Annotated in this window: 28 protein-coding genes and 1 pseudogene; 14 read left to right on the top strand and 15 right to left on the bottom strand. The window is 56.0% G+C overall.

Annotation, left to right across the window (positions count from 1 at the left end; genetic code table 11):
- Window positions 1-5 precede the first annotated feature (5 nt).
- Complete coding sequence (locus tag G7G_RS0101125) at window positions 6-1,034, top strand: TAXI family TRAP transporter solute-binding subunit (protein WP_010437467.1); 1,029 nt, start codon at window positions 6-8, stop codon at window positions 1,032-1,034.
- Between the two features lie 464 nt (window positions 1,035-1,498).
- The gene (locus G7G_RS0101120; protein WP_010437465.1) at window positions 1,499-3,373 is read left to right on the top strand and encodes a DUF3604 domain-containing protein; all 1,875 of its coding nucleotides are present in this window, start codon (window positions 1,499-1,501) and stop codon (window positions 3,371-3,373) included.
- Window positions 3,374-3,847: 474 nt separating this feature from the next.
- Here G7G_RS0101120 and urtE read toward each other — a convergent pair whose 3' ends face one another.
- The 5 genes from urtE to urtA form a co-directional block, all read right to left on the bottom strand.
- On the bottom strand, window positions 3,848-4,543 hold the full coding sequence (gene urtE, locus G7G_RS0101115) for an urea ABC transporter ATP-binding subunit UrtE (protein WP_010437463.1): 696 nt from the start codon (window positions 4,541-4,543) through the stop codon (window positions 3,848-3,850).
- Between the two features lie 3 nt (window positions 4,544-4,546).
- Window positions 4,547-5,287, bottom strand: a complete 741-nt coding sequence (urtD, locus tag G7G_RS0101110) for an urea ABC transporter ATP-binding protein UrtD (protein ID WP_010437462.1) — start codon at window positions 5,285-5,287, stop codon at window positions 4,547-4,549.
- Window positions 5,284-6,513: an urea ABC transporter permease subunit UrtC gene (gene urtC / locus G7G_RS0101105; RefSeq protein ID WP_010437461.1), complete on the bottom strand. Its 1,230-nt coding sequence runs from the start codon at window positions 6,511-6,513 to the stop codon at window positions 5,284-5,286. The genes urtD and urtC overlap by 4 nt, the downstream gene beginning before the upstream one ends.
- A 3-nt stretch (window positions 6,514-6,516) precedes the next feature.
- On the bottom strand, window positions 6,517-8,469 hold the full coding sequence (gene urtB / locus G7G_RS0101100; protein WP_010437460.1) for an urea ABC transporter permease subunit UrtB: 1,953 nt from the start codon (window positions 8,467-8,469) through the stop codon (window positions 6,517-6,519).
- 61 nt (window positions 8,470-8,530) lie between these two features.
- A complete protein-coding gene (gene urtA / locus G7G_RS0101095; RefSeq protein WP_010437459.1) occupies window positions 8,531-9,811 on the bottom strand; it encodes an urea ABC transporter substrate-binding protein in 1,281 nt (426 codons plus the stop codon).
- A gap of 414 nt (window positions 9,812-10,225) precedes the next feature.
- On the opposite strand from urtA, the gene G7G_RS0101090 reads away from it, so the two are divergent.
- The 9 genes from G7G_RS0101090 to ureG all read left to right on the top strand — a co-directional run bounded on the left by G7G_RS0101090 (window position 10,226) and on the right by ureG (window position 15,661).
- Window positions 10,226-11,023, top strand: coding sequence for an urease accessory protein UreD (locus G7G_RS0101090; protein WP_010437458.1), 798 nt, complete (start codon window positions 10,226-10,228; stop codon window positions 11,021-11,023).
- Window position 11,024: 1 nt separating this feature from the next.
- Window positions 11,025-11,327, top strand: coding sequence for an urease subunit gamma (locus G7G_RS0101085; RefSeq protein ID WP_010437457.1), 303 nt, complete (start codon window positions 11,025-11,027; stop codon window positions 11,325-11,327).
- Window positions 11,328-11,345: 18 nt separating this feature from the next.
- The gene (locus G7G_RS24330; protein WP_010437456.1) at window positions 11,346-11,507 is read left to right on the top strand and encodes a hypothetical protein; all 162 of its coding nucleotides are present in this window, start codon (window positions 11,346-11,348) and stop codon (window positions 11,505-11,507) included.
- Window positions 11,504-11,836 carry an urease subunit beta gene (locus G7G_RS0101075; protein ID WP_010437454.1) on the top strand — a complete coding sequence of 111 codons (333 nt, stop codon included), beginning with the start codon at window positions 11,504-11,506 and terminating at the stop codon, window positions 11,834-11,836. Before G7G_RS24330 ends, G7G_RS0101075 begins: the two co-directional genes overlap by 4 nt.
- Window positions 11,811-13,571 carry an urease subunit alpha gene (gene ureC, locus G7G_RS0101070; protein ID WP_010437453.1) on the top strand — a complete coding sequence of 587 codons (1,761 nt, stop codon included), beginning with the start codon at window positions 11,811-11,813 and terminating at the stop codon, window positions 13,569-13,571. The genes G7G_RS0101075 and ureC overlap by 26 nt, the downstream gene beginning before the upstream one ends.
- A 121-nt stretch (window positions 13,572-13,692) precedes the next feature.
- Window positions 13,693-13,917 (top strand): hypothetical protein, encoded by a 225-nt coding sequence (locus G7G_RS0101065; RefSeq protein WP_010437452.1) that lies wholly within the window; start codon window positions 13,693-13,695, stop codon window positions 13,915-13,917.
- Window positions 13,918-13,945: 28 nt separating this feature from the next.
- Window positions 13,946-14,398 carry an urease accessory protein UreE gene (ureE, locus tag G7G_RS0101060; protein ID WP_010437451.1) on the top strand — a complete coding sequence of 151 codons (453 nt, stop codon included), beginning with the start codon at window positions 13,946-13,948 and terminating at the stop codon, window positions 14,396-14,398.
- On the top strand, window positions 14,382-15,035 hold the full coding sequence (locus G7G_RS0101055; RefSeq protein WP_010437450.1) for an urease accessory protein UreF: 654 nt from the start codon (window positions 14,382-14,384) through the stop codon (window positions 15,033-15,035). Before ureE ends, G7G_RS0101055 begins: the two co-directional genes overlap by 17 nt.
- Window positions 15,032-15,661 carry an urease accessory protein UreG gene (gene ureG, locus G7G_RS0101050; RefSeq protein WP_010437448.1) on the top strand — a complete coding sequence of 210 codons (630 nt, stop codon included), beginning with the start codon at window positions 15,032-15,034 and terminating at the stop codon, window positions 15,659-15,661. The genes G7G_RS0101055 and ureG overlap by 4 nt, the downstream gene beginning before the upstream one ends.
- A gap of 22 nt (window positions 15,662-15,683) precedes the next feature.
- Here the strand turns inward: ureG and G7G_RS0101045 are convergent, their stop codons facing one another.
- Window positions 15,684-16,121 carry a hypothetical protein gene (locus G7G_RS0101045; protein WP_010437447.1) on the bottom strand — a complete coding sequence of 146 codons (438 nt, stop codon included), beginning with the start codon at window positions 16,119-16,121 and terminating at the stop codon, window positions 15,684-15,686.
- 70 nt (window positions 16,122-16,191) lie between these two features.
- On the opposite strand from G7G_RS0101045, the gene G7G_RS0101040 reads away from it, so the two are divergent.
- On the top strand, window positions 16,192-16,473 hold the full coding sequence (locus G7G_RS0101040; RefSeq protein ID WP_010437446.1) for an HlyU family transcriptional regulator: 282 nt from the start codon (window positions 16,192-16,194) through the stop codon (window positions 16,471-16,473).
- A 663-nt stretch (window positions 16,474-17,136) separates the two neighbouring features.
- On the opposite strand, the gene G7G_RS0101030 is transcribed toward G7G_RS0101040, so the two are convergent.
- The 8 genes from G7G_RS0101030 to G7G_RS0100995 are packed head-to-tail and all read right to left on the bottom strand — an operon-like array spanning window position 17,137 to window position 24,046.
- Window positions 17,137-18,075: an acetamidase/formamidase family protein gene (locus tag G7G_RS0101030; protein ID WP_010437445.1), complete on the bottom strand. Its 939-nt coding sequence runs from the start codon at window positions 18,073-18,075 to the stop codon at window positions 17,137-17,139.
- Between the two features lie 3 nt (window positions 18,076-18,078).
- Window positions 18,079-19,107 (bottom strand): branched-chain amino acid ABC transporter permease, encoded by a 1,029-nt coding sequence (locus tag G7G_RS0101025; RefSeq protein ID WP_010437444.1) that lies wholly within the window; start codon window positions 19,105-19,107, stop codon window positions 18,079-18,081.
- Window positions 19,104-20,000, bottom strand: a complete 897-nt coding sequence (locus tag G7G_RS0101020; protein WP_010437443.1) for a branched-chain amino acid ABC transporter permease — start codon at window positions 19,998-20,000, stop codon at window positions 19,104-19,106. Before G7G_RS0101020 ends, G7G_RS0101025 begins: the two co-directional genes overlap by 4 nt.
- Before the next feature lies 1 nt (window position 20,001).
- Window positions 20,002-20,706 (bottom strand): ABC transporter ATP-binding protein, encoded by a 705-nt coding sequence (locus tag G7G_RS0101015; RefSeq protein ID WP_010437442.1) that lies wholly within the window; start codon window positions 20,704-20,706, stop codon window positions 20,002-20,004.
- Window positions 20,707-20,747: 41 nt separating this feature from the next.
- A complete protein-coding gene (locus tag G7G_RS0101010) occupies window positions 20,748-21,902 on the bottom strand; it encodes an ABC transporter substrate-binding protein (protein WP_010437441.1) in 1,155 nt (384 codons plus the stop codon).
- A 29-nt stretch (window positions 21,903-21,931) separates the two neighbouring features.
- The gene (locus G7G_RS0101005; protein WP_010437439.1) at window positions 21,932-22,642 is read right to left on the bottom strand and encodes an ABC transporter ATP-binding protein; all 711 of its coding nucleotides are present in this window, start codon (window positions 22,640-22,642) and stop codon (window positions 21,932-21,934) included.
- Window positions 22,635-23,276, bottom strand: coding sequence for a cysteine hydrolase family protein (locus G7G_RS0101000; RefSeq protein ID WP_010437438.1), 642 nt, complete (start codon window positions 23,274-23,276; stop codon window positions 22,635-22,637). Before G7G_RS0101000 ends, G7G_RS0101005 begins: the two co-directional genes overlap by 8 nt.
- Window positions 23,273-24,046, bottom strand: a complete 774-nt coding sequence (locus G7G_RS0100995) for an N-formylglutamate amidohydrolase (protein ID WP_010437437.1) — start codon at window positions 24,044-24,046, stop codon at window positions 23,273-23,275. Before G7G_RS0100995 ends, G7G_RS0101000 begins: the two co-directional genes overlap by 4 nt.
- Window positions 24,047-24,114: 68 nt before the next feature.
- Here G7G_RS0100995 and G7G_RS0100990 point away from each other — a divergent pair, with 68 nt between their 5' ends.
- Both G7G_RS0100990 and G7G_RS0100985 read left to right on the top strand, forming a co-directional pair.
- Window positions 24,115-24,993: a MurR/RpiR family transcriptional regulator gene (locus G7G_RS0100990; RefSeq protein WP_050806425.1), complete on the top strand. Its 879-nt coding sequence runs from the start codon at window positions 24,115-24,117 to the stop codon at window positions 24,991-24,993.
- Window positions 24,993-26,303, top strand: coding sequence for a type I glutamate--ammonia ligase (locus tag G7G_RS0100985; protein ID WP_037320573.1), 1,311 nt, complete (start codon window positions 24,993-24,995; stop codon window positions 26,301-26,303). The genes G7G_RS0100990 and G7G_RS0100985 overlap by 1 nt, the downstream gene beginning before the upstream one ends.
- A gap of 239 nt (window positions 26,304-26,542) precedes the next feature.
- Here the strand turns inward: G7G_RS0100985 and G7G_RS24885 are convergent.
- Window positions 26,543-26,713 (bottom strand): annotated as a pseudogene (locus tag G7G_RS24885) (IS6 family transposase); the annotation flags it as partial.
- Window positions 26,714-26,746 lie beyond the last annotated feature (33 nt).

Here is a 26,746-nt window from a genome sequence, read left to right as displayed (position 1 = left end):
AATAAATGCGCTTAGCTCTTTTCATTCTCTTTCCGATTATGTTTATCGGGTTGCTTGTTTTTCTAATCTTTGGCTTGAAACCGCCCACCAGTATTAAGCTGGCTGCTGGCATAAGCGGCGGCGGATATTGGCAAGTTGGACAACTCTACAAAGCAGAACTTGCACGTGACGGCATTCAGGTAATTTTAGTTGAAACCGAGGGGGCCGTTGAGAACATTCAGAAACTTGTTTCTGGCGAAGTGGATGCCGCATTTGTTCAGGGTGGCCTGAAAATTCCTCAGGACGAAAACTTACAGTCTTTGGGCGCCATTTTTCTTGAACCTATGGTGGTGTTCCGCGGAAAGTCTAGTCCAGTCGGGGCCAATGCAGGAGAATGGGGAGACATTCGCTTAGCTGCAGGAACCAAGGCGTCCGGTACTCGCGCCGCCGCTTTAGCGCTAATTGAGGCCGCCGAGTTGCAAAATGTCGGCATAAACCTCGTCGATGTCGGGGGCAATGATGCGATAAAGGCGTTATATGCCAACGAAGCGGATGCGGCGTTGTTTGTCGCTCCACTAGATGCACCTTACCTTATGGATGCAATTTTTGATCCAGAAATCATATTCGTCCCTATGGCTTTGGTCGATGCCCTTGCATTGAAACTTTCCGGAGCGAATTCGGTAACTGTACCGGCAGGATCAATCACACTTGACCCTCCGAGACCACCAGAGGACGTCAAGATCTTAGCATTGCGAGCTTCACTTATCGCCGCATCCGATCTGCACCCTGCAGTAACCGATAGGTTAGTGAATGCAGCAAAGAACATTCACAGCGAACCTAATATTTTGCAAAGTGCGCGCGAGTATCCGAACACGGCTTCACCGCCTGTACCACTGAACAAAATTGCCACAGAACTCATAAACTCGGGGCCAAACTTTTTGCATGGCGTCTTGCCATATTGGATCGCAGCGCAGTTTGGCAGCGTACTGTTATTGCTGTTGCCTTTGTTGTTCTTAGTACCGTTTTTACGGATCGTCCCGTCCAGTTACGTGTAGTTTCAAAAGCGCCGGGTCTGGCGTTTTTATCAGCGTATCACGGCGCTTGAGGAGGAACTCAGCAAGGCACAGACCTCAACTGAGGTTGAAGAAGTCGCCAAAAATATCGAAAACGTGGACACCGCCCTTGCAAATCTGAATCTGCCGCTCGCATACCGTCAGGGAGCATATGATGCACGTTTGCACATAGACCTAATTCGACAGGAGATTGCGCGTCGTCAAACTGCAAAAAGTTGATCAAACCTCAACGTTCGCAAGCAAACCACGCTAAAATACCTTTTCAATTTGAGACTTCGATACAGGTGTGTGCTTTAGTTGTTGCGTGTACGCCGCTTTGGGGTCGCAGCCATCGTTCGCAGAGATTTATTGAGCGGCGGCCGTGCTGGACGAATAGAGTTCAGATTATGCGTCATAGTTACTTGTATTGAGCGTTGTAAGGTTTGAACAAAATATGAGGTTACGAAATGTTCCGTTTAGCATCTATTTTGACTGTTGCGTTTACTGCTGCCGCGTATGCCGAGGACGTCCCAAGCACTCAACCCGGCGAAAGAGAGTATTCCCCATACCCACAACAAAACTTCCCTAATCAGGTCTTTTTCGGCGACACCCATTTGCATACATCATACTCTGCCGATGCCGGTATGATCGGGAATGTACTTGGCCCTGATGAAGCGTACAGGTTTGCCAAAGGCGAAGTCGTTACATCCAGCACCGGTATCGAAGCGAGGTTGCGCCGACCATTGGATTTTCTGGTTATTGCCGATCACGCCGAGAACCTTGGTCTTGCGCCGCTGCTCTCAGCCAAAGACGCCACGCTGCTCTCCACGGAGTTTGGCCAGCAACTGAACGCGGCTGTCGAGGCCGGTGATCCCGTTGGCGCATGGTCGATTTGGAGCCAAGCCAAGTCCACTGGCACAGACCCATTGGCGGATTATCAGGAGATTTACCAAACAGCGTGGAGCAACATTTCCACCGCCGCTGAGGCACACAATCAACCGGGTTTGTTTACTGCGCTTATCGGGTTCGAGTGGACCTCAAACCCACAGCGGAACAACCTGCACAGGAATGTCATATTCAACGGTGGCAAAGAGGGCGCTGACAAGATCATCCCGTTCTCGAACTTTGATAGCTTCGACCCCGAAGACCTTTGGGCATGGATGGAACAAGCCGAAGAGACAACAGGCCAAAAGCTGCTCGCGATCCCGCACAATGGCAATTTGTCCAACGGGTTGATGTTTGACGAAGTGCGCTTGTCCGGCGAACCGTTCGATGTTGAGTATTTCAAACAGCGTGCCAAGTGGGAACCGATCTACGAAATCACGCAAATGAAAGGTGACGGCGAAGCACATCCCATGCTGTCGCCAGACGATGAATTTGCTGACTTCGAAACGTGGGACAAAGGACAACTTGGACCGGAGCCCAAGACACCGGAGATGCTTCCGCGCGAGTATGCACGGGCAGCATTGCGGCGGGGGCTTGGATACGAGGCGGAAACAGGGACAAACCCGTTCAAGTTTGGCGTGATCGGCTCAACTGATGCTCATACATCGCTGTCCACGGTTGGCGAGGACAATTTCTTCGGGAAAGTCGCGGCTGTTGAACCTACTGCTGACCCGATCCGATTTGAAGAGGTCGTCGGCGGTATTGGTGGTGACGAGAGTGTTGCCCAATATGCATGGCAGACTTCGGCGTCCGGTTTGGCGGCCGTTTGGGCAAGGGAAAACACCCGCGAGGCCATTTGGGATGCTTTTGCTCGGAAAGAAGTCTATGCAACCACGGGGCCGCACATGCGTATTCGCGTTTTTGCCGGATTTGAATTCGACGAAACAGACCTGCCACGTGCGGATTTTGCCGCGTATGGATATGAAAATGGCGTACCGATGGGGGCGGATTTGCCAGCGGATAGTGACGGTCGGTCTCCGCGCCTTCTCATCCGTGCGCTCCGTGACCCCGATGGGGCCAACCTCGACCGTATTCAGGTTGTCAAAGGCTGGCTGAACAGTGACGGCACAACGTCGGAACGTGTTTATGATGTTGCCTGTGGCGGGCGTGAACTTCTAAACGCGGCGTGTGACGGCCCGGTTGGCAATACGGTGGATGTAGAAAACGCGTCTTGGACAAATGACATCGGCCAGGCAATTCTCGCCGGATATTGGGAAGACCCGAACTTCGACCCGACGCAAAGCGCGTTTTACTATGTCAGAGTGCTGGCAATACCAACGCCGCGTTGGACGACATACGATGCAAAGGTGTTCGGAACGGAGACCCCAGACGAAGCACCGCGCTCGATACAGGAGCGGGCCTACACATCACCAATTTGGTACACTCCTCAGGGATGAGTGATATTAGGTTAAGACTAAATATCACTTAGTCTGCTCTGGGCTCCTTCGAGACATTCGCGGCGTCCCGGCTAAATGTCAGGTTTTGAGTTCTCAGAGGGAAGGCCTCAGATAAAAGCCATTGGACATTGCTGAACGGTTGTTACGTGAACAACTTTCTGGTTGCTTCGTCACCCATCTGGGTCCTCATCACTCCAGCGTCCAATTTCGTAAAAACTAGGCGACGCGATTGTGACTGCCGCTACTGCGAGTGACTTGATTGGTTTCATAGTCTTTCTCCTTTCTCGGATCAGCGGGGTTCATCTGATCGTGAGTACTTGCCCTTCAAGGCAGGAGACATCGAACGACGGGATTTCGGAAGAAAATATAGTTTCAATTGAACGTGTTCAAAGGATCAAACCATATCCCGAGCCTAAATTAAGCCAAGTTTTGCGTTTCATTCTTCAACCCTGAAACAAATTTCGGGTATCAGCGCTAGACTGTTACGGCTTGCAACAACCTATCGCGTGTCACGTTTTCCCTGGTGCCGTTGATTAGGACTTCTCCGCGTCGCAACGCGATAAATCTGTCGGCAAGGTCATAGGCAAAGTCAAAGTATTGCTCCACTAGAATGATTGCCATTCCGCTCTTGGTTCTGAGGTGCCGGATGACTTCGCCTATCTGTTGGATGATGTTGGGCTGAATACCTTCGGTCGGCTCGTCCAACAGCAGTAGGCGTGGTCGCGTTATCAGTGCCCGCGCGATTGCCAATTGTTGTTGCTGACCACCAGAAAGGTCACCTCCGCGCCGGTTTTGCATCTGCTTGAGAACCGGGAACATGTCAAAAATTTCATTTGGAATGAAATGCTCGCTGGCTGGCAGACAGGCGTACCCCGTTTCAAGGTTTTCGCGAACTGTGAGCAAAGGAAATATCTCGCGACCTTGTGGAACATAGGTCACACCTTTCCATGCCATTTGATGAGCAGGCAGAACGCCCAAAGTTTCCCCGTCCAGTTCCAGATTGCCAGCCGAACGCGGATGCGTACCTGATATTGCCTTCATCAGGCTGGTTTTCCCGACACCATTGGTCCCCATGACGCAAGTCACTTCACCTTGTCTGGCTTCCATGGAAACTCCGTTGAGGATTTGCGAATGCCCATAATGTAGAGTCAGATCAGTCAGCTTCAGCATTGTTTAGCGCCCTAGATATACGTCGATGACGTCCTGGTTCGATGTCACGTGATCAAGACTGCCTTCAGCCAAGACGGACCCTTCGTGTAAAACCGTGACTTTGCAATTCAGGCGCCGGACAAATTCCATATCGTGTTCCACCACGACAACGGCACGGGTTCTGGCGGCTTGTAACAACAAGTCGGTGGTGTGTTCGCGCTCCTGCGGTGTCATGCCGGCGGCAGGTTCGTCCACCAGCAAGAGTCGTGGCTCTTGGGCCAGCAACATGCCAATTTCCAGCCATTGTTTTTGACCGTGGCTCAGTTCACCAGCCTTGCGGCTTAGGTCATGATGCAGGCCGATTTCGACGGCCAGATCTTCAACTTTCTGCAAATCGTCAGTGGAGGTTCGATAGAAAAGCACACGAAGCCAGCCACGTTTGTTCTGAAGCGCCATCAGCAGATTTTCGTGCACGGTCTGGTCTTCGAAAACCGTTGGTTTCTGAAACTTCCGCCCGATCCCAGCCTGCGCAATTTTTGCTTCGGAAAGTCCCAATAAAGATAGGGATTTCTCTCCCCAAATGACACGCCCTTCATCGGGCCGGGTTTTACCTGTGATGATATCCATGAATGTGGTCTTGCCTGCCCCGTTTGGGCCGATCACGACGCGAAGCTCGGCCTCGCCGATCTGGAACGACAAGTTGTTGATAGCACGAAAACCGTCGAAAGTGACCGAAACGCCGCTAACTTCAAGCAAAGTGCTCATTCGATGGCCTCCTTCTCTCGCAGGGCTCCGTCATCCGGTCCCAGATTCGCTCCATGCCTGTCCGGGTGGCGGCGGTCGGTCCACAAGTCGAACAATCCTCCGATGCCCTGCGGGGCGAATAGCGTAACCAACACGAAAGTTACGCCCAATAGCACCTGCCACCAGTCGACCCATTTGATCGTGTAAAATCCAAGCGGAATATCCGGGGCCTGCCCGCCCGTGAACCACGTACTCAGAAGGCTGACAAAAGCTGCTCCAATCACCGCGCCGTACAAGCGGCCCCGTCCACCGATGGCGACCCAGACGGCCAGATAGATCGAGGCGATCGGGGCCATTTCCTCGGGGTTGATGATGCCTGCTTGCGGGTAATAGAGCGCACCTGCAATGGCCGCGATGCAGGCGGTAAGAGTGAAGACAGCCAGTTTGTAGACCTCGACCGAGTAGCCAAGGAACCGCACTCGCGCCTCGTTATCGCGGATGCCACGGATAACCGATCCGAACTTGCCCGACACAAGCCACACGACCAGCATATAGCCCAGCCCCAAGGCCAGCGCCGAGGCCCAGAGGAACCAGATCGACACCACGTCCTGCGAGGTGGTGACACCTGGCAGGTTCTGCAGGCCGGACAAGCCGTTATTACCGCGCAATCCGCTGTCGTTCTGGAACAGGTACAGGGCCAGTGCCAACGTCATCGCCTGTGTCAAGATCGATAGGTACACACCGGTGACGCGGCTCCGGAAGGCCAACCATCCGAAGATCAGCGCCAGAAGACCGGGGACTAGCACAATCAGGATCAGTTGCAGTGTCAGGCTATGGGAAAACGCCCAGATCAACGGAAATTCCGACGATCCGACAACGCCAAAGATTTGTATGCCGATGGCGTCCACCACCTCGGCTGAAGTCGGTGGAATTTCGGCCTGTCCCAGCGAGTCGACCACGATCAGGCGGGTGCGTTCGTACATCAACCACATGCCGATCATGTAGCCCCCCAGCCCGAAGAAGGCGAAGTGACCTAGCGACAGGATGCCGGTGAAGCCCCAGACCAGATCCATCGCCACTGCGATCAGGCAGAGGCACAGGGTCTTGCCCAGCGTTTTGACGAAACTGGTCGAAATTACGCCGATCCCGAACCCTTCGGACAGGATCGTCACGCCCAGGGTAAACAGAGACAGGATCGCCAGAAAGACCAGCACCGAGGGGTTCTTGGCGACAAAGCTACGATCCATGGCTCAATCCCCCGCGGCGCGACCTTTGAGGGCGATGATGCCCCGCGGCCGGAATTGGATGAAAATGATGATGAAGATGATTATGTAGGTTTGGGCCGCGAGAGTGTTCGACGGGTTCATCCACTCGATCCCTTTTTGCAGAAAGCCGATCATTCCGGCACCCGCCAGCGCACCCCAAATATTGCCGACGCCGCCGACAACCACGGTCATGAAGCTTTGAACGATATAGTCGCTGCCCAAGTCCGAGGTGACCTTAGCGAACAGACCAATCGCAACCCCGGCGATCCCGGCGATACCCGAGCCCAATCCGAAGGTCAGCATATTCACGCGCCCCGGATTGATCCCCATCGACCCCGCCATACGCGGGTTCTGCGTCACCGCGCGCATCTCAAGCCCCAACCGGGTGCGTTTCATGATGTACAAAAACAGCCCCAGAAAGATCATCGCCAGCACAAAGATCGCGATGCGAATGTAGCTTATCGAGACCACATCGTTCAGCACCCACGCCCCATCCAACCATCCGGGTGCGGTCAGTGGGCGGGCCTGCGTTCCAAAGATGTTCTTGGCCAGTTGTTGCAGCGCAATCGAGATACCGAACGTCGCCAGCAGCGTCTCGAGAGGACGGGCATAAAGCCAGCGGATCACCAGCCGCTCCATCGCGACGCCCATGGCGAAGGTTACGGCAAAGGCCATCGGAATGGCGACGATGACCGACAGCGTATGGTTGGGAATGAACTGCTGCACCACGTAGCCGGTATATGCGCCCATCATGATGAACTCACCATGGGCCATGTTGATGACGCCCATCACGCCGAAGGTGATCGCCAGGCCGATGGCGGCGAGGAAATAGATCGACGCCAGAGAAATCGCGTCCAGCGTCAGGTCGAGGGTCTGGTTCAGGCCGACCTTCAACTCAATCTGCTCCAATGCATGCGCGGCGGCGGCGGTCACGTCGGGCGAAGGCTCCGCGTAGGTATCAAAGAACACATGCGCGGCAAGTGCTGCATCGATGTCGGCTTCCGTGATCAAGGCCGGGACGGCCCCGGCCTCAGCCAATGCCTCATACGCCTGCGCGCGGGCAGCGGCGGAGCTCAGTTGCGCAACCGGAACACCCTCCACGCGACCTCGGTCGATATTGGCGGCCAGAGCGGCGCGAATGTCGTCTGCCGAAACACGCGGTGCGACCAGATCGCTGGCAACCAGCAGATCATAAGCCGCGTCGCGCGACAGGTCATCCGAGTCGGGTTGCAGCACGGCGGCGATATTCATGTCCGAGGGCAGCGTGGCAGCGGCCTGTCGGTTGGTCACTACCAAAGGGTTCAGGGCCGCGCGAACATCGACGCCCAGATCGTCGGACATCTCTTCAATCGCAGCCACACGCGCGCCGGTATCGGTGTCATACCCAATGGTCAACAACCGTTCCAACCGCTGCTTCTGCGCCTTCAAATCCGCATCGGGTTCGTCGTCAATTGACGCGCGAAGTGGATCCAACAATTCCCCCTCGGGATCGCGTTGGATGGATTGCAACGCAGCCTGTCGCCGAGCGCGGTCTGGATCGGTCAACTGGAACTGCACCAAAGCCGTTCCGATCATCGCGCGGATACCGCTGTTGGGTTTCAACTGCTTAAGCTCGGTTTTCTCGAACGTGCCGACGACTTCTCCGGTGTCGAAGTCGGTCAATTCATACGACCGCCCCTCACCTTTCTGGCCAGAAAAGAACAGACCGTCAGACTTGCGCATCCACATATTCTTGGCGGCCCACGTCTCAAGCATCACTTGCGCCTGAGGCAAGCCGCTCGATGCAATTGCATCGATCGCTGGTTTGATCGTCTTGCGCGAGCTTTTGGCGATGATCTCCTGATGTTCTTGCAGGATCGGTTGCAGATCGGCCTCTTGCGCGTTGGCGGTCAGGCAGGCGCACAGAATTGCGAGGCCCGCAAGGAATAGTCGTACCATGTGGTGAAACCCGAATGTCTCTTGTGGCAAGGCGGGCGAACAAACCCGCCTTGCGTGTCGGTTAGTAGTTCGACAGGGTCTGAACGCAGGTTTTGGTCTCGGTGTTGTACATACCGCAACCCAGCTCTTTCCAATCCGAGACCAGCACCGCCGACTCCGGCAGGAAGTCGGTCCAGGCGTCACCAGGCACGACGTCGGTTTCGCTGACTATATCGAACTGGCCGTCTTCCTGAATCTCGCCGATCAGAACCGGTTTGGCGAGGTGGTGGTTCGGCAACATCACAGCAGTGCCACCGGTCAGGTTCGGGAACTCCTGCCCGTACATCGCCGCGCGTACAGCATCGACTTCGGTCGTGCCGGCCTCGGTCGCGGCGTTTACCCACATGTTGAAGCCGATGTAATGCGCTTCCATCGGATCGTTGGTCACGCGTTCATCACCCATGGTGGCTTTCCATGTCTCAACGAACTCTGCGTTGACGTCAGTGTCGGCCGATTGGAAGTAGTTCCAAGCGGCAAGGTGACCGACGAGGTTCGTGGTATCCAGACCGGACAGTTCTTCCTCACCGACCGAGAAGGCCACGACCGGAATGTCATCTGCCGATACACCAGCCGCTGCCAGTTCCTTGTAAAACCCGATATTGGCGTCACCATTGATGGTCGAGATCACACCGACTTTTTTGCCATCCGCGCCCAGCGCGACCACGTCAGCCACGATCTTGGACCAGTCGGAATGGCCGAAAGGCGTGTAGTTGACGAAGATATCGTCATCAGCAATACCCTTCTGCTTCAGATAGCTTTCAAGGATATTGTTGGTAGTCCTGGGGTAGACATAGTCCGTGCCGAGCAGAGCGAATTTCTCGACCCCCAGTTCCTCCAGGAAATAGTCGGTCGCAGGGATCGCCTGCTGGTTCGGGGCCGCTCCGGTGTAGAAGACGTTTTTCGAGCTTTCTTCACCCTCATACTGTACCGGATAGAATAGAAGGCCGTTCAGTTCTTCGATCACCGGCAGGACTGACTTACGACTGACCGAAGTCCAGTTGCCAAAAATCACATCAACTTCATGCACAGTCAGAAGCTCACGCGCTTTTTCCGCGAACAAAGGCCAGTCCGATGCGGGATCCACTACAACGGCCTCAAGCTGCTTGCCCAACAAACCGCCCTTGGCGTTTTGTTGATCGATCAGCATTAGCATCGTGTCTTTCAGCGTCGTTTCCGAGATTGCCATCGTACCCGAGAGCGAATGCAGTACTCCGACCTTAATAGTGTCTTCGGCCGACAGCGCAGCGGTGGCCATGGCAGCAAATACTACTGATCCGGCGAGCGTGGATTTGAGCGATTTCATCTAATTCTCCTGGCGAGGCCAGCAGAGAAGGCTTGCGCAATTGCGCATTATTCATCTACGTGATCCCCGCAACTGTTGTTGCGTTCCGTGTGGCGGTTGTGATCGAGGTCCAATTCGCGCAGCCGTCACACACCCTACGAATTCTTTCCGCGGTGGCACCCATACGGTTTCTGCATTGCAGCATGCTTGGCAACGTACGTTTGCCTCAATTCTGGAAATCAGTGAGATGTGCCCATTTTTTGACCTCACGCTGACACCACTGTCTAAAATTTAGCCACACGACATGGAAATATACAGATTTCGACACTGTAGATTAGAGTTCCGACGCCTCAACAGAGAAACAAGTGGCACGATCCGACGCTCTAAAGGTGCCCTATTACACAAGCTGCAGTCATATTGCCCACGCACAGCGCAGTGCCGCCACGTGCTGCAGGTGCCGTCAGCCTGAGCACCAAGAAGCTGGGCAAAAAGACGGTGCTGGACACGTTTCGCCAGTCCGGGTCATTTAAATGCCTGTTTCCCAGAACCACGACGCCTGATCTTGATGCGGTTCTTCTAAATACTGCAGGCGGCGTAACCGGAGGGGATTCGTTCCGATTTTCTGGCAAGGCTGCGGAAGGTACGGCGCTGACCTTGACAACTCAAGCCTGCGAGCGGGCCTATAAGGCCCAACCCGCCGAATGTGGCCAGATTACCAATCTTTTGACGGCCGGGGCTGGGGCCCGTTTGAACTGGTTGCCGCAAGAGACCATTCTGTTCAATGGCAGCGCATTGGATCGACGCCTCAGGATTGATATTGCACCGGATGCCGAGATGCTGATGGTCGAGCCGCTGATCTTCGGTCGCGCCGCCATGGGTGAGACGCTGACCAACATTCGTTTGCGCGACCGGATTGAGATTCGGCGCGCAGGGACGCCAGTGTTTTTGGATGCGATTCGATTCTCTGGTGACTGGCACAAGCATTTGTCCCGGCCGCATATTGCGAACGACGCGGGTGCGATGGCGCTGATCGTCTTTGCGTCGAAGGCAGCGGAGGGTCATCTGGATTCTGTTCGCCAATTGCTGCCCGAGGACGCCGGGGCGACCCTGCTCGGCAGTGACCTGCTCGTCACGCGGGTTCTGGCCGAAAACAGCTTTACCCTTCGCCGGACGTTAATTCCGGTTCTTCGCAAACTGAACAAAGACACCCTCCCCCGATGCTGGATGCTCTGACATGAACCTGACACCTCGTGAAAAAGACAAACTGCTGGTCGCCATGGCCGCCGAGGTCGCCCGCAAACGGCTGGACCGCGGCGTCAAACTGAACCACCCCGAGGCTATCGCCCTGATCACCGACGCCGTGGTCGAGGGCGCGCGCGACGGCCGTTCAGTCGCCGACATGATGCAGTCCGGGGCTGAAGTGATCACCCGCGACCAATGCATGGAAGGCGTGCCCGAGATGATCCACGAGGTGCAGGTCGAAGCCACTTTCCCGGACGGCACCAAGCTTGTGACTGTTCATAACCCTATTCGTTAAACTTCAGAGGAGTTTCCCATGTACCGCATGCTGTTTCCCGCTCTTATTCTGGCTAGTCCGGCCGTGGCCCATTCGGACACCCATGTTCACGCTCATAGCAGTGACTATGCCCTGCTCGCAGCTGGGCTGGCGTTGATCGCGGTCATCGCCATCACGGTGATAATGAAGCTGCCAAAATGACCCCGGGTGAGATCATACCCGCCGAGGGTTCACTGACGCTTAACGCCGGACGCAGCAGTCGTCTTGTTGTTGTCGCCAATACCGGTGATCGGCCCGTGCAGGTCGGTAGCCATTACCATTTTGCCGAAGCGAACTCCGCCTTGGATTTCGATCGCTACGCAGCCTTAGGGATGCGACTAGACATCCCGGCAGGTACTGCCGTGCGATTTGAGCCGGGTCAGACTCGCGAGGTTATTCTGGTGCCATATGACGGGCGCCGTCACATCTACGGTTTCAATATGCACATCATGGGGGCTTTGAAAGATGCCGGGCAAGATCAGCCGGAGTGACTATGCCTCCATGTTCGGCCCCACGGTCGGCGACAAAGTACGATTGGCAGATACGGATCTGATAATCGAGGTCGAGAAAGATCTGATTGTTGAGCGCGCAACGGCTGCCCGTTTCAGCGAAACCGGCCACCGCGAAGACGTTTACGGGGAAGAGGTCAAGTTCGGCGGTGGCAAAGTCATTCGTGATGGGATGGGGCAATCTCAGTTCACGCGAGCCGAAGGGGCGGTGGATACGGTGGTCACCAACGCGCTGATCGTCGATCACTCCGGCATCTACAAAGCGGATGTGGGGTTGAAAGGAGGGCGTATCGCCAGGATCGGCAAGGCTGGGAACCCCGACACTCAACCCGGCGTGGACATCATCATCGGTCCCGGTACCGAGATCATTGCAGGCGAAGGTCGCATTCTGACCGCAGGTGGGTTCGACAGTCATATCCACTTCATTTGCCCGCAACAGATCGAAGACGCGTTGCATTCCGGCTTGACCACCATGCTGGGTGGCGGCACCGGTCCGGCGCATGGAACGTTGGCGACCACCTGCACCCCTGGCCCATGGCATATCGGGCGGATGATGCGAGCGGCTGATGCTTTTCCGATGAATCTAGCGTTTGCAGGCAAGGGCAATGCCTCGCTGCCCGCAGCTCTTGAAGAGCAGGTCAAAGCCGGTGCCTGCGCTCTGAAGCTGCACGAGGATTGGGGCACCACCCCTGCCGCCATCGACTGCTGCCTGTCGGTGGCAGACGCGATGGATGTACAGGTTATGATCCACACCGACACACTCAATGAATCAGGCTTTGTCGAAAACACCGTGGCGGCCATAAAGGGTCGCACAATCCACGCCTTCCACACCGAAGGTGCGGGCGGTGGCCACGCCCCGGATATCATCAAGATCTGCGGCGAGAACCACGTTCTGCCGTCTTCGACGAACCCGACGCGGCCCTTCACCGTGAACACGGTCGAGGAACATCTGGATATGCTGATGGTCTGTCACCACCTCGACAAATCCATCCCCGAGGACGTGGCCTTTGCCGAAAGCCGTATCCGGCGCGAGACGATTGCGGCCGAGGATATCCTGCATGACATGGGCGCATTCAGCATTATCGCGTCAGACAGTCAGGCCATGGGTCGGGTCGGAGAGGTTTTGATCCGCACGTGGCAAACCGCGGACAAGATGAAGAAACAGCGCGGGCGTCTGCCCGAAGAAACCGGTGAGAACGACAACTTTCGCGTCCGCCGCTATATTGCGAAATACACCATCAACCCGGCCATTGCACATGGCCTGAGCCACGAGATTGGTAGTATCGAAGAAGGCAAACGCGCTGACCTTGTCCTTTGGAACCCGGCCTTCTTCGGTGTGAAGCCCGAGATGGTTCTGCTGGGCGGCACCATAGCCTGCGCGCAGATGGGCGATCCCAACGCGTCGATCCCTACACCGCAGCCGGTTTATAGTCGCCCAATGTTTGGCGCTTACGGACGGTCGGTGGAAAACTCGGCGATCACATTTGTCTCGCAGGCGGCCCATGCGGATGGGATCGGTGATACACTGGGATTGGCAAAGCAGACCCTCGCCGTCCAAAACACGCGTGAGATCGGCAAGCAGGATCTTCTGCTGAACAACGCGACGCCGCATGTCGAAGTTAACCCCGAAACCTACGAGGTCCGGGCAGATGGCGAACTGCTAACCTGCCAACCCGCCGAAACGCTGCCCATGACACAGCGATACTTTTTATTCTGATCAAAAAGTGTGCTGCGTTGCGGCACATGCAAGGCAGAAATGACCAAACAAGCTCTACTAAGTGAGGCCGACATGACAAATACTAAACCCCATGGGAGGACCACCGTTTACGAGGGTTCAAATGGCACACTCAGCAACACAGACAAACTCACGCTTTTCGCTGCCCAGTCTGATCGCATCCATCGGGTCATCCATCTACTCGGCTTTGATCAGCGTGGCCCAAGCCCAATCGCGTGTCAGGCAAGTCGAATTTCTGCAGTCGCTGAGCGACGAAGAGCTGAAAAACCGTGGTCTGACGCGCGAACGGATCGTGCATCGGGTCTTTGCGGATTCGATCTGGCTCTAATCGTTCCCAATGCAGAGGAGGCGGTGGCATGACCGCCCTGCTCTGCACCGCCCGCCAATATTCGGATCACACACACGGCGATCCGACAGACTGCTTGTCTTTGACTTATGATGACCGCTTTTTACGCCGCAAGGTTCTTACCTGTGAAAGTGGCGAGCAGATCCTCATCGATCTGGCACAAACGACCTCATTGAACCACGGCGGCGCGTTAATCTTGGATGACGGTCGCGAAGTGGAAATACAGGCTGCACCCGAAGCTTTGCTGGAGGTAACTGCCCCGGACCTGACACGCATCGCATGGCATATCGGCAATCGCCATACGCCTTGCCAGATCGAAAAGGATCGCCTGTTGATCCAGGTCGATCACGTTATCCGAGACATGCTTTTCAAAATAGGGGCTACCGTGCGAGGGGTGCACGAGCCGTTTACCCCCGAAGGCGGAGCCTATGGCCACGGCAGGACCCATGGCCACACCCACTGACGCCGACATCCTGACGCTGACACAATGGTTGTCACCCGCCTATCCTGTGGGGGGATTTGCCTACTCTCACGGGCTTGAGGCAGCGATTGACCGGGGAACTGTCGCGAATTCTCAAGAAACCGAAGCCTGGATTTCAGATGTGCTGGAAAATGGCTCTGGGTGGAATGATGCTCTGTTCGTCGTGGCGGCCTTCAATGCGCTGGACAAAGATGAATTGATCAACGTCGATGTCACGGCGCGGGCTTTTTGCGCGACATCCGAAAGGCTCATTGAAACCGATTTGCTGGGACAGGCCTTCGGAAATGTCACCAAAGGTGTCTGGGAATTGGACCTTGGACAGTTCACCTACCCTGTCTCGATTGGACGGGCCGCAAGACTACAAAACCTTCCCTTGCTGTTGACGACCAAGATGTTTCTGCAAGCATTCGCAAGCAACCTTGTCGCATGTGCGACGCGCCTTGTGCCACTGGGACAGACTGATGCTCAAAGGCTGATCCGCCAGCTGACACCGCTGTGTTCCCAGATTGCTGAAAGAGCACAAAAGGCAAGTTTGGACGAGTTAAGCTCTACCACGTTTTTGGCGGACATCGCGTCCATGAAACACGAAACACAATATTCGAGGATATTCCGCACATGACGAGTATGAACGGCCCGCTTCGCGTAGGTATTGGTGGTCCGGTAGGCGCCGGAAAAACCACTTTAACCGCCGCCTTGTCTGAGGCGTTGCGCGATGTCTGCTCGGTGGGCGTTATAACCAACGACATTTATACGCAGGAAGATGCCGAAGCGCTAATGCGCATGCAGGTCCTGCCGCGGGACAGGATCATCGGCGTCGAAACGGGTGGTTGCCCGCATACAGCAATTCGCGAAGACGCCTCGATCAATTTGGCCGCAGTCGCCGAAATGCAGACACGTCATCCGGATCTCGACGTTGTCTTGATTGAAAGCGGAGGTGACAATCTTTCGGCCACATTCAGCCCAGAACTGGCGGATCTGACCATCTACGTGATCGACGTCGCCGCTGGCGAGGAAATCCCCAGGAAAGGCGGGCCGGCGATTACGAAATCGGACATCCTTGTAATCAACAAGACGGACCTTGCGCCGCATGTTGGCGCTTCGCTAGAGGTTATGGAACGTGATGCGCAAAGAATGCGTAAAGGACGGCCCTTCTTGTTCTCGTCACTTCGCCACAGAAGCGGGGTCGACGAAATTGTGGATCTGCTTGTGAAAGGGGGAGGTTTAGAGGTTTCGAAAGCGAGTTAGTCCCTGGGACGAAGAGACCAGGTTATCGATGCCCAAACCAGATTGGAGAAACCGAAAGCACGATCATCATTTTCGTATTTGTCTGGATGTTATTTTCTGTTTTTTGTTTGAAGGCAAACTGCAAACGAAATTCACCACGGCATTTTTGACAAAATTGGTAAGCAAAGTCTTTTCCTTGCCCCTCTTGTTGCGTATCCCAGTTATCAATAACCAGCGCATCAATTGGCAGGTTTTCGCAACCATTGGATGACTGGCGGCGCCACAACAAACTGTGGTCATCTTTGAATGGGTGTGATGTGAACCGCCTTCTGATTGAGTGCTGGTCGATCAGTGGGATCTTCGCAAATGGTGGCTGTCTCGCAGACAAATCCTGCTTGATTCCTGCAATGACTGGGTGCTCTAGGTGCTTCGGGTTGGCAGCGAGAGTACAATTGGATCGAGAAACCGGTGAATCAACCACGCAGCGCGCTTCAACCCCGTCCCGAGCAGCGTTAGTCTCTGATCCGAGCAACGCTGAAAGGAGGCGGTCCGTGTCACTCTTTACAAAACTCTTCGGCGGCGGCGAAAAATCGAATCCTGAGCCGGTCGGATACAAAGGATTCGATATCTTCCCCGACCTGATTGCCGAAGGTGGCAAGTATCGCCTTTCGGCCCGTATTGAAAAGACCATCGACGGAGATCGCAAAACTCATGCGGTGATCCGGGCGGATGTCTTTGAAAGCCGAGATCAGGCTGAGAGCTTCAGCATCACCAAGGCAAAGCAGGTGATTGACGAGCAGGGCGAACGCATTTTTGATACAGTAATCCGGTAGCTGTTTTGCCCGCAATGCGATCGACGATTAGCATGTGATCTGCGTTTGGCGGGCGACACACCCCCGGCTTTGTCCGCAAAGCAGCAATTAACAAAGATCCAATCGAACGTCAGCGCTGAACTGTTTCTGCACCTCTGCTGACAGCGGGACTTTGATATGCTAGCTGAAGTCAGATCAAACGAAACAGTCTGCGGGCGTATGACAAGGGGTTGTTAGGTCAGTTTATGACGCGAAAGTCAAAGCCGTCTGACGTTCAATAAAAGTGTGGAACGTCACTGATATTTGACTCAATCGACAGCCAAAACCTTAATAAATCGGTCAGTCACGTCATTCAATTCTGACCCAAACGTCAAACATTTCTGACCCAGAAGCGGCTAGCTTCTCAAATGCGTCCTTTAGAAACAAAGGCTCAAGCCATCTGGCTGGCGGCTGAATTGTGCCAAAACGAGTGACGCAGCGGAGTGACGGATTTGGGGGCTATCGCCGTAAACACAAGGTGTAGTAGGTAGAGTTTTTTACCAATATCAATCGTTTTCGATCCCTAAACTTCCGGGAAATTCGATTGGAACATGCGCGTGCAGATTTTCTTCGGAACCGGTAGTTTCATACATCGCTTAGGCTCAAGCGCGGATCCAGATCAGGGTCCAACAGTCGTTTCTTTCTTTAGTCTAGAACGGATTTCGGAAAATAGAACGACACTGTCCAGTTCGGAATATCCACGATCTCACTGATCCGGAGATCGCCGCACACCGAGCAGAGCATATAGGCGTCGAGCGCAGACATCCCCGTCGTGGCCGCGATCCAATCGACCATTCCCGAGACCGCATCGCGAGCAGCTTGCATCAGGTCCTCGCCGATGCCGGTTGTCGCCTTGTACCCGGCAGCATCGAAATGGCGAGTGACGGGGCCATTGGTTTCAAATCTTGGGAAAGGTAGGTTTTCGCCTTTGATGAGGTCGACCTTAAGTGCCACGTCCATTGGGCTTTCAATGGCAGTGCCGCAAATCTCTCCATCACCTTGCGCGGCATGGGTATCTCCCAACGACAGCATCCCACCAGCCACTTCCACCGGCAGGTATAGCGTTGTGCCCACGCAATTGTCGCGGATGTCCAGATTGCCGCCCACCCGACGCGGCGGAACGACAGAATGTAGACCCGGCTCGGCCAGCGCCAACCCGATTGTGCCGACGAAAGGTTTCAGCGGCACCTTCCCGCCCGGGCCAAACAGGGCGGGTGTCATCGCATCGGCGTCATAATTCCAGATACGCAGGGCTGCCTCGGGAAACTGATCGGTCAGCAGGCCAAAGCCGGGGATGTTGGCGGTCCAACCCCAGCCCGAGGGTTTGAAATCCAGGAAGGTCACAGCAACCGTGTCGCCGGGCTGGGCCCCTTTGATGTGGATCGGCCCTGTGACCGGGTTGACCGCGTCGAAGGACAGCGTACCCAGGTCGGCCACTGTCGAGGAAGCGTTCAACTGCCCGCCCGAGCTGTCGATGGTTTCGACCTCGACGGTCTCGCCGGGGTCGACGCTCAGAACGGGTTCGATGGAGTTGTCCCAGCCGAAATGATGGTTGTGTTTGTGAATAGTGTGGTTGCAACCCATGACTTACTCCTGTTTTTTGAGAACCAGGTCTTCGATTTCTTGATCACCCATGATCCCTCCGGGGCGCAGGGCCATAGTCAGTACGATGACCGTTCCCAACGCAATGCCTGACAAGCCCAGCACTTCGGGCAGGTCGATGCCCAAAAGGACTGGGCCGGTTTCCAGCCAGCGCACGCATTCCAACCCGAACGAGATCAGAAGCGTGCCCAGAACCGCACCTGTAACCGTTCTCATTCCCCCAAGGATCAGCATGGCGAGTGTCAGGAAGACGTGGTTGAAATAGAAGGGCCGCGCGCTAATCGTGCCAAGGAAATAGGCGTAAGCAATCCCGGCGACCGCAAGCAGGATGGCCGACAAGACCCAGGCAATCAGGCGCAACCTGCGAATGTTCACACCCATCGCGGCGGCTCCGACCTCATCATCGGCGCAGGCACGCAGCTGGATACCCCAACGGCTTTCGCGAAACAGGCGCACGATGAACACAACAAACACGGACAAGATCACGATAGACGTCAGTGAAAACACCTGTGGAATGCCGAAAAACGCCTGGTTCCCTTTGAAAATGTCGGTGCGGTACAGGAATACCGAATGCACGATGACCAGTACGGCAAGGGAAAAGATGGTCACGCCGGACCCTGTCAGGCGCACGACGAACAGCCCGACGATTAAGGCCAGAACGGCGGTGATCGCAATGGCAAGCAAGGCCGAACTGACCGGATCCAGCGAAAAGGCATTCAACCCCCATGGCGCATCCGGCAGAGAGATGGATTTGACTGTTACCGGCGTTACGCAAATTGCGGCCACATAGGCACCGATCCCCATGAAGGCACTGTGGCTGAGGTTGGTTAGGCGCGCATTGCCCATGAACACCTGCATGGCCAGAACAACCAATAGGTTCACGTAGGCGCTGTAGACCAGCCGAAGCTGATAGCGAGAGCCGAAATAGGTCACGACCAGCCCAATCGTGATCAATACTGCGGCCAGGATCGCAGCGCCCACCAGTCCGCGTTTCTGACTGGGATTCAGGATCATATCTTGTCCCCTTTCTCAGTCGGAGGCGACAGGATGCCATCGGGCCTCCAGACCAGGACAAGGGCGATGATTCCAAACACAAAAGCGTCTTTCATACCGCCATATTCCTGCGGTAGCAGGACTAGCATGGCAACCTCGATCGCGCCGAGAAGAAAGCCGCCCAGCACGGCTCCGGGCAGGCTGCCGAATCCTCCGACGACGCAGGCCACGAAGGCCTTGAGGACTGGGTTAAACCCCAGATGCGGATCAACCGACCCACGCCGCGCCATAATGAAAATACAGGCCAGCCCAGCCAGAAGGCCCGACACCATGAAGGCCACCGCAAACACCCTGTTGGATCTGACGCCGACCATGCGGACCATCTCAAAATCCAGCGAGGCAGCGCGCATTGCCAGACCCAGTGTCGTGCGCTTGAGAAACAGCATCAGCCCGACGATCACCAGCACCGTTGTCACCGCCTCGAACACCTGAAGGGAAGATACTTGAACGCCCAAAAGCTGCACGGGCCAGTCTAAGAAATACAGCGACGTCACGGCCACTGGGCGAGGTGAGACGGCAAGCAGAAACACATTCTGTAGAATGATCGAAACACCAAAGGCGGTCAGCAGGCCGGTTGTCGGATCTGCGTATCGCACGGGTCGGAACGCCACGCGTTCCAGCAACAGGGACATCAGGATCGCAGCCGCGATAGCTCCGCCTATGACGATAAAGGGGTTGTTCAACGCCAGCGCAGCAAAGGCCACCATCGTGTAACCGCCAACCGCGATCACCTCACCATGGGCAAAGTTCACCAGCCCCATGATAGAAAAGACAATCGCCAGACCGAGTGCAATCAGCGCATATTCCGCACCAAAGGCAAGCGCGTTCATCATCTGCTGGGCCACGTATTCCATGTCAGGCGATCCCCGTCAGTTCCGCCATAAGCGCGCTGCTTTGGCCCAGTGTTTCCTTCGTCCCCTCGGCCACGATCCGCCCGTTGTTCAGTAGGTAGGCGTAGTCCGACAGGCGCAACGCCTGCGTTGCGTTCTGTTCAACCAGCAGGATCGTAATTCCCTGTGCTTTCAGCCGTTCGATCATCTGGAAGATCTGGCTTACGATTTTTGGGGCCAGACCCAGGCTGGGTTCGTCCAGCAGCAGGATTTTTGGTCGTGTCATCAAGGCGCGGGAAATGGCCAGCATCTGCTGCTCTCCGCCCGACAAGGTACCGGCTGGCTGGTCCCTTCGTTCGCCAAGGATTGGAAAGGTCTCAAGCCAGTGGGCGATATCGGCGTCCTTAGCCGTGCGGTCAGAGCGCGTGGCGCCACCGAGAACCAGATTTTCCTCGACGCTCAGGTTCGAGAAGATGCGGCGTCCTTCGGGGGCCACGGACATGCCCGCCTGCACGCGTGCTTCCACAGGCAGCGAAGAAACATCGGCCCCGTCAAAGGTGATCCGGCCGGAGGACTTGACCACACCCATCAGCGCCGAGATGGTCGAGGTTTTGCCCGCGCCATTGGGACCCAGCAAGGACACACAGCGGCCCTTGTCCACGGCGAAAGAGATGCCGTGCACGGCCTCGATCGGACCGTGAGAAACTATCAGGTTTTCAACATTCAACATGGGTTTGGAAACGGGGGCTGGAACCGCCCCCGTCTTTTGACTCAGTTCCAGTCTTTCGGTGTGTTTTCGGGAATTTCGTTCGAGATCAGAACCCGCTTGCCATCTTTGTAGCCAATCACAGGGATCGTGCGTTGGGCATAGGTTTTCGTGTCCTTGAACGAAATGCTGTCGACTGTCAGAACGGGGATCGACTCCGCTGTGCGGATCGTTTCCGCAATCACCGCCGGGTCACTGCTGCCCGAGGTTTCAACCGCCCAGGCAACGGCCTTGACCGTGTCGGCACCGGTGGCCGGGAACAAACCGGGGACGTCGTGGCCCAACTCCTTGCAATCGGCCATGAACTTAACCACGGCGCTTTCGTTATGGCTGGGGGCCAGCGTGGCAAAGAAAACCTTTTCGAGGATCGCAGGATCATCAGCCGCGACTGCATCCAGGGATGGATCGTCAAACCCATCCGAGCCGACCACCCAGGCGTCGATACCAGCGCTGCGCAGCTGCCGCACGAGTACACCGATATCAGGCATGATCGACGAAATATAAACGGCATCGATCTCTTCACCCAGTGCTTTCATGTCCGCGATCTGAGGCGACCAGTCCGATGTGCCAAAGCTGAAATTCATCTTGGCCAGCACCTTGCCGCCGCCCTCTTCGATCACTTGACCGAACCACAGCGGGGTACGCGCGGACCATGACCCGCCTTCGTCCGAGGTCAGCAGAACCACGTTCTTAACCCCTTCGCTGAGCGCGTGGTTCGCAGCCGCCGTTGCCGTGAATGGATCAGGTGAGACGCCAGTAAAGAAGTTGTCGACGATGCCCGCGTGCATCTCGACCTGCGTGGATTGCGGCTGGAAGATGGAAACGCCGTAAGGTTGGGCGATCTGAGCCACCGGGATCATCGTGTCCGAGAACGGCGTGGTGCCCAGCATAACGACCCCTTCGTCCAGAAACTTCTGCGCCAATGAAATGGCGGCCTGCGTGTCGCCTGCGGAATCCTGCACCAGAACTTCGATCTTCTTGCCACCTGCGCCGCCTTCGGCGTTGATCATATCCGCCATGCAGCGCGCGCCCAGGTATTCGGAATAGATAGCCAGATCACCAGTCATCGGTACACCCAGTCCGATCTTGATCGTATCTTCGGCGACCGCGGGTAGGGCCAGGCTCATGGCGGTCAGAGTCGTAAGGGTCAACTTTTTCATACTTGTTCTCCTGTTGAAAGCCGCCTGCGTCACGCGGCACGTTCATCGGTTTCGCCAAGATAAGCGTCGATAACCTCTTGGTTCTTGGTTATTTCTTCGGGTGCGCCTTCGGCAATGATGGCGCCCATATTCAAAACGGTGATCTTGTCACAAAGCGACATGATGAATTTCAGATCGTGGTCGATTACCAAAATCGCGCTGTCCGAATGTGTTCGAACCCATGTCAGAGACCTGCCTAAAGCTTCCGTTTCCTGTTCGTTCATCCCCGCGGCGGGTTCGTCCAACATCAGGACACGTGGGTTCAGCGCCAGCGCGCGAACGATCTCTAACCGCCGGAGTTGACCATATGCCAACGACCCGGCGTTCTGGTTGAGCTTGTCCGAAAGACCGAACTCCGGGATCGCGGCCTCGACGATTTCAGCGCCCCGGCCGGAATAGCGGGCGACGTCGATGTTCTGCGCGACGCTGAGGCTTGGAAAGACCCGCAGGTTCTGAAACGTCCGCGCCACGCCGCGCGCCGCGCGTTCGTGGGCGCGGAGGTGGTCCAGCGGCTCGCTATCCAGCAACAGGCTTCCTGCCGAATGGGTCAGCAGACCAGAGATCAGGTTGACCAGCGTTGTCTTGCCCGCACCATTGGGGCCGATCAGACCACGCACCTCGCCTGGAGCGACGGACATGGTCACATCCTCGACGGCGTGGATCCCCCCAAAAGTCTTGGTGATGCCGTTCAGTTCAAGCACCGGCCAGTTCCTCGACCAGTTCCTTTGTGGTGATCTGTCGGCAATAGCCCTTGATCGCACGCAGAGAATTATCGTGCCGATCCTGCGTGTGGGTTAGGCAGGCATCTTCGACCTGAGTGACAAGGTAGCCCAGATCACACGCGTCCCTGATGGCGCTTTCCACGCATTGGTCCGTCAAAAGACCGGACAAAACGATCTGACGGACTCCAAGGTTGCGCAGGATATAGTCAACATGCGTGGACACAAAAACCGACGAGGACGTCTTCGGCAGCACGATCTCATCCCTTTGGGGCGCGATCTGGTCAATGACCATTCCATCCCAGCTGCCCTTGGGAACATGAAACCCCGTAATTTTGTAGTCCAACGACCGGTCGCGCCCGTCGAGTGTCAGGCTTTCGATATTGGTATACATGACCTCGACACCGGCGGCGCGGCAGGCAGTTTGTATGGCCTGCATGTTCGGGATCACGCGGGCGTCCAGTTGGTCGAAGAACCAGCCGTATTTCTCGTTGAATTCAGCTTCGGGAAGGTCCTTGAATTCGGCACCTTCGCGATGTGCCGAATAATTCTGCACGTCAATGAACAACAGCGCGGATTGCGACGGGATCAGTGGAACATTGCGGGTCAAGGTCACGTCTTGGTCTCCAATATCCGGGTAAAGGCCTCGGAGAGAAGCTGCGCCCAATCCTCGACGCCTTTTGCATCGCGGATCAGGTCATTGCGGATTTCGACCAGCGAATGCGCCAGTCCGCGCGGTTCGGCGAAACGCGGTATGAACCAGTCGCTTTCACTGTCGATCTGATAGGGCTGGTTTAACGCCATGTGCAGTTCGGGACGTAGGGCCGAGATATGGTCGATAGCGGCTTGTCCCGTGGTCGGGTCAACGCGGGTCAGAAATCCAGCGTGCCAAGGTCGCGTCTCACCATCGACCTGTGCGGCGAAGGAATGGATCGACACCGCAAGCACGCGCGGCGCCCGGTCCAGCATATGTTCAATGGCACCGTTCAGAGGGGCCATAATCTCGCGCTGGCGCGCAGCGCGATCCGCAGCCGTCAAGTTCAGATTGGCTGGGATCTGCTCTCCGAAGCTGTTTGGCGGAATTGAATCCGGGGCATCGATCGGGCGGTTGCAATCAATCACAAGCCGGGAATAGCGCTGCAAGATCAAAGGGGCCCGTAGGCGGTCAGCCAATTGCCGGGCCACGGCCTCGGCCCCGATGTCCCAACCGCGATGGCTGGCTTGCACCTCTTCCGAGACACCCAGATCGCCTAGCTTTTGCGGGATTGCGCGCCCGGCGTGTTCGCAGAGTAGCGCGATCTTCGCATCACTGTCACGATTCACCCATTCTACCGGGGCCGGATCCCCGGTGACCAGCAGTTCTTGGGTTGCGACTGATGTCTTCATGCGGCCTACGTTAGAGAACAAGTTTTTTCAGAGTCAATGAAAAATAGATTGACTGAAATTTTTATTCCATGCGATCCATTCAGATCAGGAGGTGCCGCTTGCTTGTTAGGCAGAGAATTGAAGCGAAGGCTGAACGCATGACCGCGAGCGAGCGCAAGCTGGCCGCTGCTTTGCTGAGCGACTACCCCTATGCGGGTCTGGTCACGATCCAGGAACTAGCCCGGCGCGCCGAGGTCTCGGCCCCGTCGATCTCTCGGTTTGTTACCAAGATCGGATTGGGGGGCTATCAGGAATTCCAGCGTGCCCTGTTGTCCGAGCTGAAAGAGGGCCAACGCTCGCCTACTGATCTGCACGGCGAAGGGCGCAGAGTCGATGGCGGGTTCTTACGCGACTTCATCGCGCGGGCCTCGTCGCAGATGGCGCTGTCGGCAGAAGGTATCACCGAGGCACAGTTTCAGCGCATATGCTCGGTACTGAGCCAACCTAAGAACGATGTCTATATATTGGGCGGTCGGATCAGTGACACCATCGCGCAGCATTTGTCTTTTCATCTGCGCCAAACCCGCAGCGGCGTGTATCATCTTCCGGCCAACAATGAGGTCTGGCCGGAATACCTGCTACGGATGAAGCCTGCGGATATCCTCTTTCTGGTCGATTTTCGCCGTTACCAACCTGCGCTGGCGCGATTGGCCGCGACAGCCGCGCAGGATCGAGGGGTTCGCGTTGTCCTCATGACAGACAAATGGTTGTCGCCCATATCCCGGCATGCGGCAGAAATCTTGCCAGTTCCAATCGAAAGCGGCACGCTCTGGGATACGTACACAGCGGCCCTTGCCGTCACCGAGGCGCTGGTGACCCGCATCGCCGAAGACAACTGGGACCAGACGAAATCCCGCATCGAAGCCTGGGATGCCATGCGATCCCACAATCAGGACCCTAACCCATGATGCCCAAAACCCCCTTGATGTTTGTCGCCACCTCAGACCTTGCCGGGAAATTGCGGGGCAAGGCCTTTCCGGCGGATCAACTGAACAAGCGGTTGCAGCGCGGGATCGGGTGGACACCCACCAACGTTCAGATCAACTGTTTTGACGGAATTGCTGAAAGCCCGTTTGGCGCGCTGGGCGATCTTCTTCTGATCCCGGACGCCACGGCCGAGGCAAAGGTCGAGTTCGGCGAAGACTCTGGTCTGCACTTTCTTATGGGCGATATCGTCACGCTGGACGGAGACCCGTGGGACTTCTGCACGCGCAGTCTCTTGAGGGCGGCGCTGGAGCGGCTGCACGAGGTCTCAGGAGCAAATTTGCTGGCCGCCTTCGAGCATGAGTTCCAGTTGAAAGATCCGCCAACTCAGGCCAACGAAGCCTATGGCCACCGGGGCTTTGGCCTGCAGCGTGATCTGTGTGAGACTTTGATCAACGCAATTTCTCAGGTCGGTCTGAAACCGGATTCGATCATGAAGGAATATGGCCCAAACCAATATGAGGTCGTCATCGGCCCCGAACTGGGGGTGCGCGCGGCGGACGCGGCCGTCATGGTGCGCGAACTGACCTATGCGACTGCGCAGGTCTATGGCGAGCGGGCCACCTATACCCCTATTCGCGATGTCGCGAGTGTTGGTAACGGAGTCCATATCCACATGAGCTTTGTGGATGATCAGGGCGCGCCGCTGACCTACGCCAAAGATGGGCCGTGCGGCATGTCGGACCTGACGAGTGCTTTCGCTGCCGGAGTTCTGAAGTATCTGGATGCGATTTTGGCCCTGACTGCGCCTTCGGTGATCTCGTATGAACGCCTGACACCGCATCGTTGGTCTGCTGCTTTCAACAATCTGGGATTCCGCGACCGCGAGGCGTCGTTGCGGATTTGTCCTGTGACGGCCAAGGATCCGATCTCAATCGCTCGGCAATTCAACATCGAATACCGTGCTGCCGACGCGGCAGCCTCACCCCACCTGGCATTGGCAGCTATTGTTTTCGCCGGAGCACAAGGCATCGAAGAAGGCTTGGCTGCGCCGACGCCGACAGAAGATGATTTATCGCTGCTGAACGCCTCTGAATTGGCCGAAAATGGCATCGTGCGGCTGCCGCAAACCTTAGAAGAGGCGCTGGACCGGTACGTGAGCAACCCAGTGGCAACAGGTTGGTTCCCGGACGGTTTTGCGCAGGTCTATCGCACACATAAACAGTCTGAGATTACAAGAACTGCAGAATTGGAAACGGATGCTCGCTGCCGTTTGTATGAGGAGACGTATTGAGGAAAAAAGGAGAACCTTAGTTTAGTATTATCCGTGTTTTAAGGCGTACTGGGTTTAGGGTCGACAGTCCTTCACTATCACCGCATATACATCTTCATCGATCAAACCTTTGGGATCAAACATTGGCATGGCAACGCATACGTATTCGAAAATAGAGGTCGCGTAGAAAACACTCTTGATCTATACGGTGCTGTCAGACGAATTCGAACCAGTCTCAGTTTGCCTGGGAAACCGCGAACCTATCCGGAACAAAGTTGACGCCACTCGGCGAGAGCAGCGGCGCGGGTCAGCTTGAAGGTGTCTCAGCTGGCTAGCGATCAATCCTGATTGAAGTGGTTGTAGACGGAGGAATGGACGGAGGCGAATTTCTGCAAACTACGCATACGCCTGAAACATTGCATCGCGCGCTCGGAGGTCTCCGGAATTCGGTCAAATATCGAATA

Source organism: Ruegeria conchae (genome assembly GCF_000192475.1).
Classification (GTDB): Bacteria; Pseudomonadota; Alphaproteobacteria; order Rhodobacterales; family Rhodobacteraceae; genus Ruegeria; species Ruegeria conchae.
Note: the sequence above shows the minus strand (reverse complement) of the source record. Positions and strands in the feature narration are given on the sequence as shown.

Coding starts and splice junctions, on each gene's coding strand:
- G7G_RS0101065 (WP_010437452.1), top strand. CDS start 13,693: ATGGCACACTCAGCAACACAGACAAACTCACGCTTTTCGCTGCCCAGT.
- urtB (WP_010437460.1), bottom strand. CDS start 8,469: ATGGTACGACTATTCCTTGCGGGCCTCGCAATTCTGTGCGCCTGCCTG.
- ureE (WP_010437451.1), top strand. CDS start 13,946: ATGACCGCCCTGCTCTGCACCGCCCGCCAATATTCGGATCACACACAC.
- G7G_RS0101015 (WP_010437442.1), bottom strand. CDS start 20,706: ATGTTGAATGTTGAAAACCTGATAGTTTCTCACGGTCCGATCGAGGCC.
- urtA (WP_010437459.1), bottom strand. CDS start 9,811: ATGAAATCGCTCAAATCCACGCTCGCCGGATCAGTAGTATTTGCTGCC.
- G7G_RS0100990 (WP_050806425.1), top strand. CDS start 24,115: ATGCGATCCATTCAGATCAGGAGGTGCCGCTTGCTTGTTAGGCAGAGA.
- urtC (WP_010437461.1), bottom strand. CDS start 6,513: ATGGATCGTAGCTTTGTCGCCAAGAACCCCTCGGTGCTGGTCTTTCTG.
- G7G_RS0101055 (WP_010437450.1), top strand. CDS start 14,382: ATGGCCACACCCACTGACGCCGACATCCTGACGCTGACACAATGGTTG.
- ureC (WP_010437453.1), top strand. CDS start 11,811: ATGCCGGGCAAGATCAGCCGGAGTGACTATGCCTCCATGTTCGGCCCC.
- G7G_RS0101075 (WP_010437454.1), top strand. CDS start 11,504: ATGACCCCGGGTGAGATCATACCCGCCGAGGGTTCACTGACGCTTAAC.
- G7G_RS0101125 (WP_010437467.1), top strand. CDS start 6: ATGCGCTTAGCTCTTTTCATTCTCTTTCCGATTATGTTTATCGGGTTG.
- G7G_RS24330 (WP_010437456.1), top strand. CDS start 11,346: ATGTACCGCATGCTGTTTCCCGCTCTTATTCTGGCTAGTCCGGCCGTG.
- G7G_RS0101030 (WP_010437445.1), bottom strand. CDS start 18,075: ATGGGTTGCAACCACACTATTCACAAACACAACCATCATTTCGGCTGG.
- urtE (WP_010437463.1), bottom strand. CDS start 4,543: ATGCTGAAGCTGACTGATCTGACTCTACATTATGGGCATTCGCAAATC.
- urtD (WP_010437462.1), bottom strand. CDS start 5,287: ATGAGCACTTTGCTTGAAGTTAGCGGCGTTTCGGTCACTTTCGACGGT.
- ureG (WP_010437448.1), top strand. CDS start 15,032: ATGACGAGTATGAACGGCCCGCTTCGCGTAGGTATTGGTGGTCCGGTA.
- G7G_RS0100985 (WP_037320573.1), top strand. CDS start 24,993: ATGCCCAAAACCCCCTTGATGTTTGTCGCCACCTCAGACCTTGCCGGG.
- G7G_RS0101085 (WP_010437457.1), top strand. CDS start 11,025: ATGAACCTGACACCTCGTGAAAAAGACAAACTGCTGGTCGCCATGGCC.
- G7G_RS0101020 (WP_010437443.1), bottom strand. CDS start 20,000: ATGGAATACGTGGCCCAGCAGATGATGAACGCGCTTGCCTTTGGTGCG.
- G7G_RS0101120 (WP_010437465.1), top strand. CDS start 1,499: ATGTTCCGTTTAGCATCTATTTTGACTGTTGCGTTTACTGCTGCCGCG.
- G7G_RS0100995 (WP_010437437.1), bottom strand. CDS start 24,046: ATGAAGACATCAGTCGCAACCCAAGAACTGCTGGTCACCGGGGATCCG.
- G7G_RS0101025 (WP_010437444.1), bottom strand. CDS start 19,107: ATGATCCTGAATCCCAGTCAGAAACGCGGACTGGTGGGCGCTGCGATC.
- G7G_RS0101010 (WP_010437441.1), bottom strand. CDS start 21,902: ATGAAAAAGTTGACCCTTACGACTCTGACCGCCATGAGCCTGGCCCTA.